General features: G+C 43.2%; 7 protein-coding genes. 6 read left to right on the top strand and 1 reads right to left on the bottom strand.

Annotation, left to right across the window (positions count from 1 at the left end):
• Window positions 1-57: 57 nt before the first annotated feature.
• Window positions 58-2,940: an Ig-like domain-containing protein gene (locus ACXAC4_RS26175; protein ID WP_475167707.1), complete on the bottom strand. Its 2,883-nt coding sequence runs from the start codon at window positions 2,938-2,940 to the stop codon at window positions 58-60.
• A 723-nt stretch (window positions 2,941-3,663) separates the two neighbouring features.
• On the opposite strand from ACXAC4_RS26175, the gene ACXAC4_RS26170 reads away from it, so the two are divergent.
• The 6 genes from ACXAC4_RS26170 to ACXAC4_RS26145 all read left to right on the top strand — a co-directional run bounded on the left by ACXAC4_RS26170 (window position 3,664) and on the right by ACXAC4_RS26145 (window position 19,618).
• Window positions 3,664-6,822 (top strand): glycosyl hydrolase family 18 protein, encoded by a 3,159-nt coding sequence (locus ACXAC4_RS26170; RefSeq protein WP_475167704.1) that lies wholly within the window; start codon window positions 3,664-3,666, stop codon window positions 6,820-6,822.
• Between the two features lie 70 nt (window positions 6,823-6,892).
• Window positions 6,893-8,344 carry a lytic polysaccharide monooxygenase gene (locus ACXAC4_RS26165; protein WP_475167703.1) on the top strand — a complete coding sequence of 484 codons (1,452 nt, stop codon included), beginning with the start codon at window positions 6,893-6,895 and terminating at the stop codon, window positions 8,342-8,344.
• 277 nt (window positions 8,345-8,621) lie between these two features.
• A complete protein-coding gene (locus tag ACXAC4_RS26160; protein WP_475167699.1) occupies window positions 8,622-11,087 on the top strand; it encodes a glycosyl hydrolase family 18 protein in 2,466 nt (821 codons plus the stop codon).
• A 930-nt stretch (window positions 11,088-12,017) separates the two neighbouring features.
• Window positions 12,018-15,194 (top strand): glycosyl hydrolase family 18 protein, encoded by a 3,177-nt coding sequence (locus ACXAC4_RS26155; protein ID WP_475167697.1) that lies wholly within the window; start codon window positions 12,018-12,020, stop codon window positions 15,192-15,194.
• Window positions 15,195-15,348: 154 nt separating this feature from the next.
• Window positions 15,349-16,950: a lytic polysaccharide monooxygenase gene (locus tag ACXAC4_RS26150; RefSeq protein ID WP_475167693.1), complete on the top strand. Its 1,602-nt coding sequence runs from the start codon at window positions 15,349-15,351 to the stop codon at window positions 16,948-16,950.
• A gap of 25 nt (window positions 16,951-16,975) precedes the next feature.
• Window positions 16,976-19,618: a glycosyl hydrolase family 18 protein gene (locus tag ACXAC4_RS26145; protein ID WP_475167690.1), complete on the top strand. Its 2,643-nt coding sequence runs from the start codon at window positions 16,976-16,978 to the stop codon at window positions 19,616-19,618.
• Window positions 19,619-19,645 lie beyond the last annotated feature (27 nt).

Genomic DNA, 19,645 nt, shown 5'->3' with positions numbered 1-19,645 from the left:
ATTATATGAAAGTGAAATAGGTAGATGCCATAGCTTCTACCTATTCAAAATAAAACTTTAATTAATTAATTTTCTTCTTAAAACAATATCGTAATAAGTTCTACCTTCAGTTTTATCTTCTATGACAAATGTGTAAGTCCCATCAGAGTTCTTAAATAAGTCTGCTCCTAATGCATCTGAAGATATGTCGTTTAGTTGGATTGATTCAATTATTTCTAGTGAAGAAGAGTAAGTTCTTAATGTAATTTCACCGTAAGTGCCAAGAAGAACAGAAAAATCTCCATTTTCACTAACAACAATATTATTGCTACCAATAAAATTTTCTATGTCTGAATATACATATAATAGGTCGCCATTAGGGCTTATAATGTGCACATTGTGACCATCATACATACTGACGCCACTTAGAACGAAATTATCATTAGGTAATTGGCTAACGGATCTGATCCCGGTTAACCCGACGTTTCCAGCATTATTCCAAAGAAATTGAGAAGTTAACTCATTATCAAGAACTTGAATAAAAACACTGTGGCTAGCAAAGTCTGATTCAGAGGCTCCAGTAGGTACTAAAGTGCTAGATACAATAAAGGAATTATTGTTTGAAAGATAAAAATTCAGTGCTGATATAAGATCATATCCTATCGGTGGGGTCCATGATAAAGGTGCTGATATTGAATTCCCATCTTTTACTAGTTCATGAATCGAAAACCCTTTTGATTGAGAGTTGCAAGTTGAGTTACAAGTAGAGCTATAGCTTAAATATATGTTGTCATTTACTTCTATAATATCTTTAAAGGCATTATTCTTTCTTTCTTCATTTAAAGAGTAATTAATCTCTCTTATTTTTGAGCCTTTTTCATCGAGCAATAAAACGTATGCTTTGTCCTTTACTTTATGTTCTCCAACAGCAACTACCATTTTGGAGCTCAACTGCTTAGCTTTGTATAAACTTATGCTTTCATGAGCATCAGTAATAAATTCCCATTCTAAAGCACCTTCTTTGCTAAATTTGGATATTACACTGTTCGGTGTGCCACTCTCTTCTTTTAAGTTTGTTTTGCTAGTTATTAAGTAACCTTTGTCGGCTGTTTTTTGGCTCGAGATAACCAAATTGTTACCTGCTTTGCCAAATGTTTCATTAAAAACGCCTACATCTAAGTTTTCGTTTGCACTCCATTCTCCTTGTTCGTCTGCAGGGTTTATAGTGCTAATTCTCCAATAGTAACTACCTACTTCTAATTGAACGTCGTTGCTCAGTTCACTAATGTTATCGTTTACTATTAAATCATTAAAAGCTTCATCTCTTGAAATTTGTACCTGATAACTTTTTGCATAATCAACTGATCTCCAAGAAAGATTGACGTTTTTTATTTTGCTATCATAGTTTGAGGTCGCATAAGATAAGTTAGTCGGTGTAGGAAGTTTTGCGTAACTTACTTCAATAGCAAATATTGGTAGTTGAGCTGATTTATCACCATCACTCACTTTGATTTCTATACTTTCAAACTTACCAGTGTCATCATTACTAGGCGTGCCACTTAACTCTCCTGTATTCGAGTTTAAGTTGAGCCAGTTTGGTAAGTTGATTACCTCGAAAGTAAGTTGATCATTTTCAATATCACTAAATAATGGCTTAAATTGGTAGAATTGTTCAGCTCTGATAGCTTCTAGTGGGGTCCCACTTATTACAGGCGCATCATTCACCGCTGTAACATCAATAGAAAATGTAACAAGTTTACTTTCAACATTCCCTTGAATAAGTTTAAACGTGAACTCGTCTTTGCCGTTGTAATTTTCAACAGGCGTGTATGAGATGTTAGGATAGTCAATATTAAGAGAACCTGAGCTTACATCTGAGATGAGTTCAAATTTAATTGTCTCGTCAGTGCCTAGTGGGTTATTAGTTGCGATTTCAACGCTAACCGTTTCGTCTTCGGCAAGAGAGATATTCTGATTATCAATTACAAAATCAGCTACAAATTGAGATGTATCATCTTCATCGGCGATGCCATCGTTATCATCATCGTCATCTTTATTGTTTGCGATGCCGTCCAAATCAGTATCAAGATACGCATTGATGTCTGGCACGGTGAATTGACTATTATCTCCAAGCCAATCAATTAAGTGTTGTGTCACTTTAGCAGGATCAATTCGCTTTTGGGTAAGTTGTATAGCAGTAAGTTTGTCAGTGTTATCTACTTTGCCATCAGTACCAAAGTCACTTTCTAGTTCATTTAGTATTGAAGTTAACTCAGCTTCTGCAGAAGACTTGTTAGACTCTGCTAGATCAATAGCATGTTGGTATAGCATTGAAGAAAGCGTGAGTAGATAGGCATTATCATCTGAGTTTGCATCTGCATAAATAGATAGTTCAGAGAAACTTTCATTATTTGAACGTGCGATCACAGTTTGGAAGTTAGCAGAGAACTCTTCCTCAGCTTGTGAAATGGCCTTATCAAAGTCAGTTTCACCGGCTTTAATCAGTTCTAATACTCGATTACTAGTGAGATGAGTTAATAAGTTTACATTTGCACTTTGAGTGTCATCAGAAGTTGCCTTATAAATACTTCTTAAGCTTAATTGGCCTTCAGAGAGTGCGCCTGTTATTTCATTCCTATAGTAACCTGCAGCGGTAATTTGAATGATTGAGCCTTCAGGTACTTTGAACTCGAAGTTTCCTAAGTCATCTGTAGTTTTGGTAACAATCGTAGAATCTGTGTTTTCGCCGTTTTCATCAAGAATATTAATTGTCACTGTCGAACCAATAACGAATGGTCCTTTCTCAACACTGCCTGTAATTGTTATATCTTTTTTTTGAGGTTGCGTGCTGGTTTGCTCTTGCTTTACATAGTTTTGAGTTTCGCTAGAGCTGCCACCGCCACACGCGGTCAACCCTAATAATGCAACTAAGAGTAGTGTTGCCTGATTTATTTTTTTCACAAAAAATCCTTATTTAATATTTATGGGGATTTGATTCAAAGAAGTAAATGAAGAGGTGCACGTCAATGTGAATAAATCCCTAAACCAATATTTAGCAGCAAAAACAATATTTTAATTAGACAATACTGCTGGTCGGATGTTATCAAATTAGGTAATTTAGCTCAAGCTTGGCTTCACTAGTTCTTCGGATGTAGTTTGTTGAGAATTGCGCAATTAATCTTCTTTAATAATAATCGTGATCTGATTTCTCGGAGTTTTTTGAGTTTTAAAGCTATTTTTAACATTTTGGTTTTTGGGAAGGATTTCTAAGTTCGTCGTTCTTAATTAAATTAATTTTCCAGTTTAAAATTAAGGTTATGAAAAATATGGGTTTTTTGTTTTGTGCCAAGTGCAGCTCTTCTGGTAAGATGAGTTGGTTATGTAAAGGTTTGTGTTCAAAATAAATCGTTTCTGAATGTGGTAAATACGCATTTCTCTCTATACAACTTTAGTATATGCCTATGTAAAATATAGAAAATTTCATACAACTTTCATATTTGAACGCTTTTTGTGCAGTTTTAACTCTATTGCTGTTCATTTCTTGAGCGTGAAAATATCGCAATGTTAAAACTTTGTAATTTTAAATTTATGTTCTAGACTGGTTTCGATCCGTTAACGGGTACATCTGTAACTAATAAGTTAATTTAGTTAAAAAAATACAACAGGTTTAATCAGGAACAAGTTATGAAGGATTTGAATTTAATGCGAAAAGGTTTTAAACCTTCGGCATTGGTTTTAGCGATACTCAGCGCACCTGCCTTTGCAAGTGTGGATTGTACAAATATTCCTCAGTGGGAAGCTGGTAAAGCTTACTCAGAGGGCATGCAAGCTCAGCAAGATAAAGTAGCTTATAAGTCTAATTGGTGGAACAAAGCAGAACCTAAATTACGCTCAGGTGATTGGCAGGAGTGGACTAAATTAGGTAGCTGTCAAACCGATGTACCTGTTAATGAAGCCCCAAAGGTGTCTTTGTTAAGCCCTGCAAATGGCAATTTGCTGAACGAAAATGACAGCGTTGCCATTTTGGCGGAGGCCAGTGATACCGACGGTCAAGTTAAGCAAGTTGAAGTCTATTTAGACGGTCAATTATTAACTACCCTCAATACTGCACCGTTCGAATTTAATTGGACGGCAGTGGTTGGAGAACATGTATTTTATGCGATTGCACAGGATGATGACGGGGCGCGAACGGAGTCGGCACGTCACTCTGTGACAGTTCAGAAGAAATCAAATGAGAACCGAGCACCGATTGTAAGCTTAGCTGCGACTCTACCATCAGAATTAGAAGTCGGTTCGCAAGTAACATTTAACCTAAGTGCGTCAGATGCTGATGGTCACGCGGTTACGCAAACACTGACCGTGAATGGCGAAGTGGTTGTAAATAGCACAAAAGGAACTGAGCAATATGTTTGGACACCAACAGTGGCGGGCACTTACACATTCACGTTGACTGCTAAAGATGAGTTGGGCCTTGCAGCAACACCTGTTGAGCGTGTTTACATAGTCAAAGAAAAAGGTGACCCAATTACAGGTCATGAAAACTGTCGCCCAGCAGGCCTATACCAAGCGCAAGGTGTACAACCTGCGTACTGTGATATTTACGACACAGAAGGCAGAGAGAAAATGGGTGCAGATCACCCACGTCGTGTTATTGGTTACTTCACAAGTTGGAGAAATGGCGCGAACGGCCAACCAAGCTATTTAGTAAAAGACATTCCTTGGGATAAGATCACCCACATCAACTATGCGTTTGCACACGTAAATGCGGCGAATGAATTAAGTATTGGCGATCCAAATGCAGCCGGCAACGCGGCTACCAACATGACTTGGCCAGGTGTTGAAGGCGCAGAGATGGACCCAAGCTTGCCGTACAAAGGTCATTTCAACTTATTAAATAAATACAAAAAGCTACACCCTGATGTGAAGACGATGATCTCTGTTGGTGGTTGGGCTGAAACAGGTGGTTTCTTCGATTCAAATGGTAATCGTGTAAACAGTGGTGGTTTCTATACTATGACTACTAATGCTGACGGCAGTGTAAACCATGCTGGTATCGACGCATTCGTAGCAAGTGCGGTTAAATTCATCCGCGAGTATGGCTTTGATGGTGTAGACATTGACTACGAATATCCTTCATCAATGAAAGACTCAGGCCACCCTGATGACTTCCCAATCAGTAATGCCCGTCGTGCTGGCCTAAATGCCTCTTACGATGTGTTAATGCGTAAACTTCGTGAAGCATTAGATGCGGCCAGTGCGCAAGACAATACTCACTATATGCTCACCATTGCATCACCATCTTCTGGTTACTTACTGCGTGGTATGGAAACATTCCAAACAGCTAAATATCTAGACTTTGTGAACATCATGTCTTATGACTTACATGGTGCATGGAACGATCATGTTGGTCATAACGCAGCGCTTTACGATACAGGTAAAGATTCTGAGCTGGCGCAGTGGAATGTGTATGGCACTAAAGAATTTGAAGGTATTGGTTACTTAAATACTGACTGGGCTGCGACTTACTTCAGAGGTGCGTTACCAGCAGGTCGTATCAATATTGGTCTACCTTATTACACCCGTGGTTTTAGAGACGTTCAAGGCGGTGAAAATGGCCTTTGGGGTCGCGCTGCTTTACCAAACCAAGCTGATTGTGCGCCGGGCACAGGTGTGGGTGAGAAAAATAAGTGTGGTAATGGTGCGGTTGGTATCGATAATTTATGGCATGACACTGTTGATGGTATTGAAGTACCAGCAGGTAGTAACCCGCTATGGCACGTTAAAAACCTACAAAATGGCATCACACCAAGTTACTTGGGTGTTTATGGTTTAGATCCGGTAAATAACCCTGAAGACAAAATGGTGGGTACTTATACGCGCCATTATGACAGCGTTGCCATTGCACCTTGGTTATTCAATGCAGAAAAGAAAGTGTTCTTATCGATTGAAGACGAAGAGTCAATGAAGACTAAGCTTGATTATGTGGTCAATAAAGAGCTTGGCGGTGTAATGTTCTGGGAACTTGCGGGTGACTTTGACTACGACACTCAAAAAGGCGAGTACTTCATGGGGAGTACGATGACGCGTCTTGCTTATGACACCTTCAACCAAGCATCAACACCTTATGGTGCGCATTTAGGTGACGGTGCATTTGTACCAGCAGCCAAAGCAGTTGATATTAAATTTGAGGCGAAGAACTTCCCAGTTGGCGATGATAACTACCCAATTCGTCCAACTTTCGCGTTCACTAACAACTCAGAAATTGATTTATCTGGTGCAACGATTTCATTCAATATTCCAGTATCTACCTCTGCAATCTTTAAGTCAGATTGGAATGCGCAGAAGAAGTTAGGTATCAAGATTGATAAGAATAACTCTAATGCAGCGGGTAATAATATTGGCGGTTTTGAAAATGAATTCCACCGAGCTTCAATCACCTTAACCAATGAATGGGGTGGTGCAGCTGAATCATTCAAGCCGGGTGAAACGGTAAATGCGCAAGTGCTTTACTACATGCCAATTACCGGTCCGGTGAACTTCACGATTGAAAAAGATGGTGCCTCGTATGCGTTTGCGAGTGAGTATCCAAAACTTCCAATCGCGACTAAACCCGATACAGGTAACCCAGGTAACGGTGACCCAGGAAATGGTACGTGTAATGGGGTAGATGTTACCACCATTAATACTTATCCGAACTGGCCGCGCACTGACTGGGCGGGTAACCCAAGCCACGCCAATGCAGGTGATTACATCATACACAACCAAGTCGTTTTCCAAGCCAACTGGTGGACATCGAAAGAGCCTGTTGAAGGCGGCGATTGGAAAAAAGTGTGTGCTTTGTAAGCCAAACCTTTAACTAAAAATTATTTAACCAGAAATCTAAGGGGCTGCTTGTCAGCCCCAAGGGATCATCATGAAAAAAATAATGTTATCGGCTATTGCTGTGGCAATGGGCCTAGGGTTTGCTGACTCTGTTTCAGCCCACGGTTACATGGACAGCCCTAAAGCCAGGCAAGCAATCTGTGAAGAACAAGGCGGGTTTTGGTGGCCAAAAGACGGCAGTAATATTCCAAATACTGCCTGTCGTGCAGCTTACTTAAAAAGTGGGCAAGTGCAGTTTATACAATTACATGAGTTTGCAGCTAATGTGCCTGACTACTTAAATCAAGCGGCAGTTGAAGCGACTGTGCCAGATGGTGAATTATGCTCAGGTGGCGATGTAAATAAAATCGGCATCAACACACCTTCTGTTGATTGGCAGCGAACTGTTGTTAAACCTAATGCAAACGGCACCATTAAAATTCGCTACCGCGCTACGACACCTCACAACCCAAGTTTTTGGCAATTTTATATTTCAAAACCTGGCGTTGATATTCACGCGCAGCCATTAAATTGGGCTGATGTGGAGCTTGTTCAAGAACATGGCAATGTGGATTTCTTTGTCGCACCAGATGGTAAGCGTTATTACGAAATGGATGTGGCTATTCCAGAGAAGTTCAATGGTGAAGCCATTTTATTCAGTCGCTGGCAGCGTAACGATGTAGTGGGTGAGGGTTTTTATAACTGCTCAGACATTACCATTGAACGAGTGACAGATCCTAATCCAATTGAATGGCACGCGGCGGGTTATTTCATCAAACAAGGGCAAGAAGCCAATGCTGGCGATACAGTTTGGTTGCGTTTATTTGACGTGAATGGCCAAGAGCTTATTCAGCAGCAATTAAAAGTTGCCGCTGATATGCCTAATTGGCAGCAACAATTGGCAGAGCAAGTGAGTCTAGACTTTGCCCAATTGATCCAAATTGGTATCAAAGATGCGCAAGGAAATGTGCAGTTTGACGGTCAAAACTTGCTTTCAAACCAAGTGTTTGTGACGGATAAAAACCACACCTTTAATTTATCTATTGTCGCGGCACCTAAAAATACACCGCCTACAGTACATACTCCATCAGCACTGACACTGGACGAAAATACCAGTGCCCATCTTCATGTGCATGCCTTTGATGATGAGCAGCCAACACTTAGTTTTGTTTGGGACTTACCTGCACCGCTAACGTTCACAGGCAGTGGCTCAACCATCACAGTGAATGCGCCAGAAGTGACTGCCGATCAGCAATTTACCGGTTCAGTCATCGTATCTGATGGTGAGTTTAGTAAAACAGTGTCATTGACTGTCAATGTGAAAAATAAAGCCACGACACCACCTGATGGTTCAAAAGATACATGGCGCGCTGACAAGGTCTATACCGCAGGTCAAACCGCTATTTATAAAGGCAAAACGTATCGTGCCAAATGGTGGGTAAGAGGGCAAAAACCTGACAGCTCTCAAGCGTGGGAGTTACTCACAAAGTCTGGTGGTAATTAAGAAGCGAATTAGGAATACAGCTTTCTTAGGCAAAACCCCAGAAAGTTATGAAAGAAAAACTATAAAGCATGTTGTTTGATGCAAGGGCAATGCTCGAGTTCAAACAACATAAGGAAACAACTTTAATAACCATTAGAACGACCCAAAGCGCTTAGATGCTCGTGTTTGACAAGCAAATATGAATGAGAGATGTGCGTGCGCATCACGATTTTAGTGCTTGTTAACTCATTCAGTGTCGAAACGTGGCGGGAAACACAACAATTGAAGGAACTAAACTATGTTTAAAATTTTAACTTCAGCAGTCGCAGTCGCGGCAGCCATGAGCGCAGCAACAGCGATGGCGGCACCGGCAACACCAAGTCTTAATTGGGAGCCGCAAAACTATTCGTTTGTTGAAATTAACCTCGATGGTCGCGGTTCATATAAACAGCTGGTTAAAACCAAAAAAGAAGTCCAAATCAACATAAAATGGAATGCATGGTCTGGCTCTGCAGGCGACACTTATAAAGTTTACTTTGACGATCAAGTTGTTCATCAAGGCCCAGTTGCTGCAGGCGCAAATGGTGGCACAATTTCATTCCCTTACACAAAGTCTGGTCGTCACGATTTACGTGTTGAGCTTTGTGACGCAACAGGATGTTCTAAGTCAGCTGCAAAACCGATTGTCATTGCAGATACAGATGGTGGTCACCTTGCGCCATTGGCTATGAATGTTGATCCAAATAACAAAACGTATCCGAAACAAACAGACACTGTGGTTGGTGCTTACTTTGTAGAGTGGGGGATCTACGGTCGTGACTATGATGTAACTAAGATCCCTGTCGATAACCTAACGCACATTCTTTATGGCTTCATTCCAATCTGTGGTGAGAATAGCTCACTAGGTGAAATTGAAAATGGTAACAGCTTACGTGCGCTTCAGCTTGCATGTGGCGACTCAAAAGATTATGAAGTCGTAATTCATGATCCATGGGCTGCAATACAAAAAGCATTGCCTGGTATCAACAGTAAAGACCCAATTCGTGGTACTTATGCACAGTTAATGGCGCTTAAGCAACGTAATCCAGATCTTAAAATTCTTCCTTCTGTAGGCGGTTGGACACTTTCAGACCCTTTCCATGGCTTTACGGTTAAAGCAAATCGTGACGTATTCGTTAACTCAATGAAAGAGTTCTTAACAACGTGGAAATTTTACGACGGTATCGACATTGACTGGGAATTCCCAGGTGGTGGCGGTCCTAATGCTAACCTAGGTAGCCCTGAAGATGGTGCCGCTTATGTTGCACTTATGAAAGAGCTACGTACCATGCTTGATGGTCTAGAGGCTGAAACAGGTCGTAAATATGAGTTATCTTCAGCGATTGGTACAGGTTACGACAAGATTGAAGACGTTGATTACAAGCAAGCTGCTCAGTACATGGATTACATCTTCGCGATGACCTATGACTTCTTTGGTGGTTGGAATAATGTAACTGGTCACCAAACAGCACTTTACTGTGGTTCTCACATCAGTGCGGGCGAGTGTAATGGTACTGGCTTAGATGACAAAGGCGAACCTCGTAAAGGCCCTGCTTACACAATTGATAATGCAATCAAGTTATTGCTTCAACAAGGTGTACCAAGTAAGAAGCTAGTCGTGGGCACGGCTATGTACGGACGTGGTTGGGAAGGTGTTTATCCACAAAATGCTACGATTGCTGATAACCCTATGACAGCACCGGGTAATGGCAAGTTAACAGGCACCAAAGCGCAGGGCGTTTGGGAAGCAGGTGTCATTGATTATAAAGGCGTTAAGTCTTACATGATAGGTGCCAACGAGCAGGGCGTGAATGGCTTTGAAGTAGGCTATGACGAGCAAGCACAAGGCGCTTACGTGTGGAACCGTAGTACAGGTAAACTAATCACTTATGATAGCCCACGCTCTGTAAAGGCAAAAGGCCAATACGTTCGCGCTAACAACCTAGGTGGTTTATTTGCATGGGAAATCGATGCTGATAACGGCGATATCTTAAATGCAATGCATGAAGGCCTAGGTGCAAGTGATACGCCAGTAGATCGCGCACCAGTGGTTACTTTGGTATCAGAGGTAACAATCGAATCTGGTAAATCTGCAACTGTCTCAGCGACAGCGACTGATCCAGAAGGTAAAGCAGTGTCTTTCCAGTGGTCTGCAGATCCAGCACTCACGCTAACAGCGAATGGCGCAAGTGTGTCTGTTGCTGCCCCAACAGTCACAGTAGACAGCGTTTATACCCTAAGCCTTAAAGTGTCAGACGGTAAAAACGAAGTAAACCGTCAAGTTAAAGTGATTGTTAAAGCACCGGCTTCAGATAACAAAGCACCAGTCGTAGGTACTGTTGCTGATGTAACTGTTGATGAAAAAACATCTACGTCACTTTCTGTAACTGCCAATGACCCTGAGAATCAAGCGCTGACATACACTTGGTCAGTACCAGGTCATACAGTAACGGGTTCTGGTAGCTCAGTAACATTAACGGCTAACGAAGTGACTGCAACTGAAACAGTACAAGGCACAGTGAGTGTGAGCGATGGTGTTAATACGGTTTCTCGTACTTTCAACGTCACAGTCAATAACCTTGCTGATACAGGTAAAACAACTTGGGATGCCAATACAGTTTATGTTGGCGGCGACTTAGTTTGGTACGAAGGTACACAATACAAAGCGCGCTGGTGGACACGTGGCGAAAACCCAAGCACTAGCTCTGTATGGACAAAGCTGTAACTTTATTACGAATCCTCTTTATTTATTTTGAGGATTGGTATGACATATAGCTAACGCATAAATTTTTCTTTTGGCAAGGACGCCTTTTTTATTATGAATCACACTCCATGCTCTGCTTAATCTGTAAAAATCTTAGATTAAGCGGGCATGTATTCTTCTTATACTTTAATGTGCTTTTTAACATATTCAAACTAGGATATGGTTTCGCCTTCTACAAATAGCGCCCGACTATTGTTCTTCATTTTTCTTATCCCATCTTAATTTCTTGGTTTAAATATAGACACTTTAAAGTTTTAATATTAGAGGAGAGACTTGCTTCTTTAAGTATAAAGAATTGTTTTTCAATTCTGCCAGAACTGGAAAAACTCAACTAATTGAGAGAGCATTGCTATTCTCCTGCTTATTTTTGCTAAATTATTAATAATAGATGGGTAGTGAAAAGGTATTAAAACTGACTTGTTAAATAAGAATAAATATCAAATTTTTAACAGTTTTGACTAAGCACTTCTTTTCAAAGCATTTAGTCAAATTACTAGTTTAAGGTTTGGTTTGAACCTAAAGTATTATAATAATTTATTTTGGTAATCTTTTTATATTATTTGTGACTGGTATGCTCAGTGAGTTTCGTAAAGTAAAGGTAACGATTTTTTGTAGTTTTTAATCAGATATTTCTTCAGTGCATAAACTCAAGGAAACTTATATCTATATGTTATATATGGGTATTTTGGCGGCGTTCTCATTTTTGATTATTTTTTATCTCATCCTTTATTGCTAATCACTACTTTTTTAAAATTCAAAAAATCACAAATGTTAAAGTTTTGTGATTTAAAAATTGTGTTCTAGACTTTTTTTGCCCCTTAAATGGGTAAATAAGTGATTTTTAAATTAGTTGGTTGTTTAAATCACAATAATTAAGGTCAGGAACAAAATATGAAACATTTCAATTTAGTGCGCAGGGGATTCAAGCCTTCAGCCTTGGTGTTAGCCATGCTGAGTGCGCCCGCTTTTGCCGCTGTAGATTGTACAAATATCCCTCTATGGGAGTCAGGGAAAGTTTACACTGGCGGTAATCAAGTTCAGCAAGACGATGTTGCCTACAAAGCTAATTGGTGGAACCGCTCTTCACCAAAAGCTCGCTCAGGTCAGTGGCAAGAGTGGACTAAGCTAGGTGCTTGTGGTTCTGCTGAGCCAGAAAACCAAGCGCCATCGGTTAAATTACTTAAGCCGGCGGCAGACCTGTCTGTGCAAGAAAACGAAGAAGTCACGCTCGACTTTAGTGCACAAGACAGTGACGGTGTAATTAAACATGTTGCGATTTACCACAATGACTCATTGGTCACGGTTTTAAGTAATGCGCCATATACTTTCTTTTGGAAGGCCAAAGCGGGTACTCATGAATTTCATGGCGTAGCACTAGACGATGACGGTGCAACGGCGCGCTCTGTTAGCCGTAAGATCACGGTGACGGCAGAACCACCAAAAGACAAAAACAATGCGCCTGTTGCAAGGCTTGCCGCTCAGTTACCGAGTGAGTTAGAAGTCGGCAGTGAGATTGTGTTCACGCTGGTAGCCAGCGACTCAGATGGTGACAAGCTTACACAAACGCTCAAACTAAACGGTGAAGTGCTTGCAACAAGCACTGAAAATGAACACCAAGTTGTGTGGAAAGCCACCTCGGCTGGACGTCAAGTATTTAGCCTAGTTGCTGAAGACGAACACGGTTTAGCGTCGGACATCATCAGCCGCACCTTTGTGGTGAAAGACACCAATGACGGTGATGTGTCACATGAAGACTGTCGTCCAGCAGGTTTATACCAAACACCGGGTGTGACGCCTGCATACTGTGATATTTACGACACCGAGGGCCGTGAAAAAATGGGGGCCGATCACCAAAGACGCGTGATTGGTTACTTCACAAGCTGGCGTCATGGTAAAAACGGCCAACCAAGCTACCTAGTTGATGATATTCCGTGGGACAAGATCACCCATATTAACTACGCGTTTGCCCATGTGAATGACAAAAACGAAATCAGCATTGGTAACCCCAATGCCGAAGGCAATGCTGCCACTAACATGACTTGGCCGGGTGTTGAAGGTGCAGAAATGGACCCATCTCTGCCATACAAAGGTCACTTTAACTTACTGAGCAAATACAAGAAAAAACACAAGCACGTGAAAACGCTTATCTCGGTAGGTGGTTGGGCTGAAACCGGCGGTTACTTTGACGAAACGGGTAAACGCGTTAACAACGGCGGTTTTTACACCATGACCACCAATGAAGATGGCAGTGTTAACCAAGCTGGTATCGATGCGTTTGTTAATAGCTCAGTTGAGTTCTTAAGAACCTATGACTTTGATGGTCTAGACGTGGATTATGAATACCCGTCATCAATGAAAGACACAGGTCACCCAGAAGACTTTGCGATCAGTAACGCACGTCGTGCAGGTTTAAACAACTCGTACCAAGTACTGATGAAAGACCTACGTGAAGCCCTTGATAAAGCAGGTGAGCAAGACGGTAAACACTACATGTTAACCATTGCCGCGCCGTCATCAGGCTACCTACTACGCGGTATGGAAACATTCCAAACGGCTCAGTATTTAGACTTTGTAAACATCATGACGTACGACCTTCACGGTGCGTGGAATGATCACGTTGGCCACAATGCGCCACTTTACGACACAGGTAAAGATACAGAGCTGAAAACTTGGAATGTCTATAACACCAAAGAGTTTGGTGGCATCGGTTATTTAAATACTGATTGGGCGGTGAATTACTTCCGCGGCACTATGCCTGCAGGGCGCATTAACATTGGTATTCCTTACTATACCCGTGGCTTTAAAGACGTACGCGGTGGAGAAAATGGCCTGTGGGGTCGTGCACCTTTACCTAACCAAAATGACTGTCCAAAAGGCACTGGCATTGGTGAAAAGAACAAGTGTGGTAACGGCGCCATTGGTATCGATAACTTATGGCACGACATCGAAAACGGCCAAGAAGTTGCAGCAGGGTCTAACCCACTTTGGCACGCTAAAAACCTAGAGCATGGTATTAATCCAAGCTACCTAGGGGTTTATGGTCTAACGCCTGACTCAGATCCGGATGATGTATTTAAAGGTGACTATGTGCGTCATTACGACGACGTTGCGGTAGCTCCTTGGTTATACAACGCCGAGAAAAAAGTATTCCTTTCAATGGAAGACACAGAGTCGATGAAAACCAAACTCGACTATGTGGTTGAAAAGGGTCTCGGCGGGGTGATGTTCTGGGAACTGGCAGGTGACTTTGACTACCATGCAGACAAAGGCGAATACTTCATGGGGTCAACCATGACGTCTTTAGCGTACAACACCTTTAACCAAAGTGGTGTGGCATACAACACTAACCTAGGTGACAAAGAGTTTGTTGCGCCAGAAAAAGCTGTCGATATTCGTTTTGTCGCCAAAGACTTCCCGGTTGGTGATCAAAACTACCCAATTCGTCCAACCTTTGCGTTTACCAACAACTCAGAGCTGGATCTGACTGGTGCGACGATTACCTTTAACGTCCCGACTTCGACGTCACCGATTTTTAAATCGAACTGGAATGCACGCAAAAAGCTGGGCATGGCAGTAGAGCACGATGCGTCAAATAGTGCAGGCAATAACATTGGCGGTTTTGAGAATGAATTCCACCGTTTCTCTATCACCTTCAAAAACCAGTGGGGCGGTCAGCTTGAGTCATTTAAACCCGGCGAAACTGTCAATGCGCAAGTGATGTACTACATGCCAATTACAGGTCCGGTGAACTTTGTGGTTGAAAAAGACGGTAACAAGTATGCCTTCACCTCTGAATACCCTGAGTTACCTATTGCGACTAAGCCTGACACAGGCAATGGTGGTGGCAGTGATGACAACACCCCGCCAGATGGCAAGACTTGTGAAGGTGTCAATGTAAACAACATTAACACCTATCCGAATTGGCCTCGCACAAACTGGGCGGGTCAGCCAAGTCATGCAGTCGGGGGCGATCTTCTGATCCACAACGGCGCAGTTTACAAAGCCAAGTGGTGGACCAACGGCACGCCAAGTGACGGTGGCGCATGGCAAAAAGTATGTAGCCTTTAACCCATCAGGGTTCCCAACGGGGAGTGGTCGTTAGGCCGCTCCTTTATCAACGTTTTCAACATGAATGATTGACAGGTTGCGACCGAAAGGGTCAGCGACGTGAGTAAAGTCATGTTTAAAACAAATTGGAATCGACAATAAAAACGAGTAAACCATGAAAAAACAACTCACCTTATGCGCCGTTGGCGTCGCTTTAGGGGCGGGGCTCATTGGCAAAGTCAATGCGCACGGCTATATGGATTTTCCTAAAGCCAGACAAACGATTTGTCACGAGCAAGGTGGATATTGGTGGCCAGAAGATGGCTCTAATATTCCAAATGCTGCTTGTCGCGCAGCATATTTACAGTCAAAACATGAACCACTTATTCAGCGCCATGAGTTTGCAGTCAATACTGCGGATTACAACAACCAAAGCGCGGTTGAAGCCAATGTGCCTGACGGCACGCTATGTGCGGCAGGTAATGCCAGCAAGGCGGGCATGAATATTCCTTCAGCAGATTGGCAAAAAACCGAAGTGGTGCCCAATGGCGAAGGCAAAATTAAGATCCGCTACCGCGCAACCACGCCACATAATCCTAGCTTTTGGCAGTTTTATTTAACTAAACCGGGTGTGGACTTTAAAAATAAACCACTGGCATGGGGCGACTTAGAGCTGGTGCAAGCGCACGGCAATGTTGACTTCTTTATGGCACCAGATGGTCATCGTTACTACGAGATGGACGTTGCTATACCGGAGCGTTTTGATGGCGATGCTATTTTGTATAGCCGTTGGCAACGTGACGATGTGGTTGGTGAAGGTTTCTACAACTGTAGCGACATCACCATCAAGCGCGATGATGCCTCAACGCCAGCCCCTAATACTTGGTTTGCCTTTGACTACTTTGTAAAGCAAGGCCAAGAAGCACAAAACGGTGACACCATTTGGGCACGTTTATTTGACGAAAATGGCCGAGAGCTGATTCAAGAAAAGTTCGATGTGACTGCAGCGAATGCCAACCAGTGGCAGGCTGATTTTGCCAACAAGCTGGTATCTGGCTTTGACAGCTTGATCCGTATTGGTGTGCAAAATGCCAGTGGTGAGATTGAATTCGACGCTGAAAACATCAAGAGCAATCAAGTTTTCTTAAGCAATAAGGCGCACAGCTTTAATCTTAAAGTACACAAAAAGCCAACCAATACCGCACCGACTGTGCATACGCCAGCGCCGCTGACGCTAGAAGAAGGGCAAAGTAAGCACCTGCATGTGCATGCTTTCGATGACGAGCAAGCAATACTGAACTTCGACTGGCAGTTACCTGCTGCTGTGCGTTTCACAGGTCAAGGTTCAACTATCACAGTGACTGCGCCGCAAGTGGATGCAGACACGCGTTTTGATGGCAAGGTAACGGTGTCAGACGGCTTCATCAGTAAAACCGTGCCGCTGGTGATTAACGTCACGAATAAAGTAGACAAGCCTGAACCTACACCTCCAACAGGTAAAGACACATGGGATGCGAACAAGGTTTATACCGCAGGTAATACAGCCGTTTATAAAGGCAAAACTTACCGCGCCAAATGGTGGGTACGCGGCCAAGCGCCAGACTCTAGCCAAGCTTGGGAATTAGTCCAAAGCGGTGGTGACGACACCAATTCATACAACTCCAACAAAGCCTACCAAGGTGGCGCCATTGTCACTTTTGAAGGTCAGCGCTATCAAGCTCGCTGGTGGACGCGCGGTCAAACACCGGGCCAAAGTTCTGTTTGGAAAAAACTCTAATAATACTCAGTAAGGTAAATACAACATGTTTAAATATTTAACCACAGCTGCCGCCGTAGGTGCAGCTTTAGCAAGTGCCGCATCATTTGCCGCACCATCAACGCCAAGCATTAACTGGAAGCCACAAAACTACTCATTTGTTGATGTAAACATCTATGGTCGTGGCTCTTATAAGCAACTAATTCAAGCCAAAGAGGTTGTCGACATTCAAATTGAATGGAACGCATGGTCTGGCAAAGGCGGTGACAGCTACAAAGTATACTTTGACGATAAAGTGGTGAACGAAGGCACTTTATCGGCAGGCACGACAGGCGGTACTATTCGCTTCCCGTATCATAAGTCTGGCCGTCATCAGCTGCGTATTGCCCTATGTGATTCCAGCGGCTGTGCTATGTCTGCGTCTAAGCCAATTGTCATTGCCGACACAGACGGCGGTCACTTAGAGCCACTTAAACTCAACGTTAACCCTAACAATAAAAAGTTCGACACCGATCCAAATACGGTGGTTGGCGCTTACTTTGTAGAGTGGGGTATCTATGGTCGTAAATTCGATGTGACTCAGATCCCAGCTGACAACATTACTCACCTACTTTACGGCTTTATTCCTGTGTGTGGCCCAAATGACTCGCTCTCAGAAATTGAAAACGGCAACAGCTTACGTGCCCTTGAACTGGCATGTGGTGGCTCAAAAGATTACGAAGTCGTTATTCACGATCCGTGGGCGGCAGTACAAAAAGCACTACCGGGTGTGAGCAGCAAAGATCCAATTCGTGGTACTTACGCGCAGCTTATGGCACTGAAAAAGCGCAATCCTGATCTGAAGATTTTACCATCGGTAGGTGGTTGGACACTCTCTGATCCATTCTTCGATTTCGACAAAAAAGAAAACCGCGACACCTTTGTTAGCTCAATGCGCGAGTTCTTAAAAACGTGGAAGTTCTACGACGGTATCGACATCGACTGGGAATTCCCGGGTGGTGATGGTGCAAACCCAGATCTAGGCTCTGAAAAAGACGGCGAAGTGTACATCATTCTAATGAAAGAGCTACGAGAGATGCTTGATGAGTTAGAAATCGAAATGGGTCGTGAGTTTGAACTGACCTCTGCCATTGGTACAGGTTACGACAAAATTGAAGACGTAGACTACAAGCAAGCTGCTGAGCACATGGACTACATTTTTGCCATGACTTACGACTTTGCCGGAGGTTGGAACAACGTAACGGGTCACCAAACTGCGATTTACTGTGGCTCTCATTTGAGTGCAGACGAGTGTAACGGCACAGGTGTTGACGAAAACGGCGAGCCAAGAAAAGGCCCTGCCTACACGCTAGATAACGCAATCCAATTACTACTTAAGCAAGGTGTGCCAAGCGACAAGCTGGTAGTGGGCACTGCTATGTATGGCCGCGGTTGGGAAGGGGTTTACCCACAAAATGCTGAAATTGAAGGCAACCCAATGACCGCCCCTGCGAATGGCAAGCTGAAAGGTTCAACGTCACAAGGCGTGTGGGAAGCGGGTGTGATTGATTATAAAGGCTTAAAAGCCCACATGATCGGTCAAGACGAGCAAGGTATTAACGGGTTTGAAGTAGGGTACGATGAACAAGCAGAAGCCGCTTATGTTTGGAACCGTCAAAAGGGCACATTGGTTACTTATGATAGTCCTCGCTCTGTGCGTGCCAAAGGTCGTTATGTACGTGAGCATAATTTAGCTGGTTTATTTGCATGGGAAATCGATGCAGATAACGGCGATATCTTAAACGCTATGCACGAAGGATTAGCGGGAGAGGTTGTGCCACCTAAGCCGAAAAACAAAGCCCCAATTGTGACGCTTGTTGAGCAGATCACACTAAACGCGGGGGATGTTCATGTTCTAACTGCTACCGCGACAGATCCAGAAGGCAAAGCTGTGACCTTTAACTGGCAAGGTGACGCAGCGCTTAATCTTCAGACTGAAAATGACAGCGTAATCATCGCAGCGCCTAAAGTAACCACGGACTCAGTTTACACCGTTAACCTGAGCGTAAGCGACGGCGTTAACACAGTTAATCGTTCAGTCAAAGTGACTGTAAAAGCTCCAGTTGTAGAAAACAAAGCGCCAGTAGTGGGCTCAGTTGCAGCAGTAACTTTAGACGAAAACACGTCAAAAACACTGAACGTAACGGCCAATGATCCTGAGGGCAAAGCACTGTCTTACACATGGCGGGTGCCTGGCCACACTGTAGTTGGCAATGGCGCAAGTGTGACACTTAAAGCGGGCGAAGTGGCTAAAACCACCACTGTAAAAGGCAGTGTTGCAGTGACTGATGGCAAGCACACAGTGACACGCGAATTCAACGTAACCATTAATAACGTTGAAGTAACTGAGCCAACTCCACCGGGTAACGATGACACAACATGGGACCCTAACAAGGTTTACACAGGCGGAAACACGGTTAAGTACAAAGGCGTTGAGTATCGTGCACGTTGGTGGACCAAAGGTGCAATACCAAGCAATGGCGGTGTGTGGGCCGAGATCATCCCAGATGACGGCAAAGTTCGCGCATGGCGTAGCGACCTAGTTTATACCGGTGGCGATAAAGTTGAGCATAACGGCGAAACTTACCAAGCTCGCTGGTGGACGCGCGGTCAAACTCCAGGAAACGGCGGCGTATGGCGCAAGCTTTAACCTTCATAAATCAATAATCAAAACCAA

The sequence above is a fragment of the Pseudoalteromonas sp. AWM4_233 genome (assembly GCF_056158285.1).
Note: the sequence above shows the minus strand (reverse complement) of the source record. Positions and strands in the feature narration are given on the sequence as shown.

Coding starts and splice junctions, on each gene's coding strand:
- ACXAC4_RS26150 (WP_475167693.1), top strand. CDS start 15,349: ATGAAAAAACAACTCACCTTATGCGCCGTTGGCGTCGCTTTAGGGGCG.
- ACXAC4_RS26170 (WP_475167704.1), top strand. CDS start 3,664: ATGAAGGATTTGAATTTAATGCGAAAAGGTTTTAAACCTTCGGCATTG.
- ACXAC4_RS26145 (WP_475167690.1), top strand. CDS start 16,976: ATGTTTAAATATTTAACCACAGCTGCCGCCGTAGGTGCAGCTTTAGCA.
- ACXAC4_RS26165 (WP_475167703.1), top strand. CDS start 6,893: ATGAAAAAAATAATGTTATCGGCTATTGCTGTGGCAATGGGCCTAGGG.
- ACXAC4_RS26155 (WP_475167697.1), top strand. CDS start 12,018: ATGAAACATTTCAATTTAGTGCGCAGGGGATTCAAGCCTTCAGCCTTG.
- ACXAC4_RS26160 (WP_475167699.1), top strand. CDS start 8,622: ATGTTTAAAATTTTAACTTCAGCAGTCGCAGTCGCGGCAGCCATGAGC.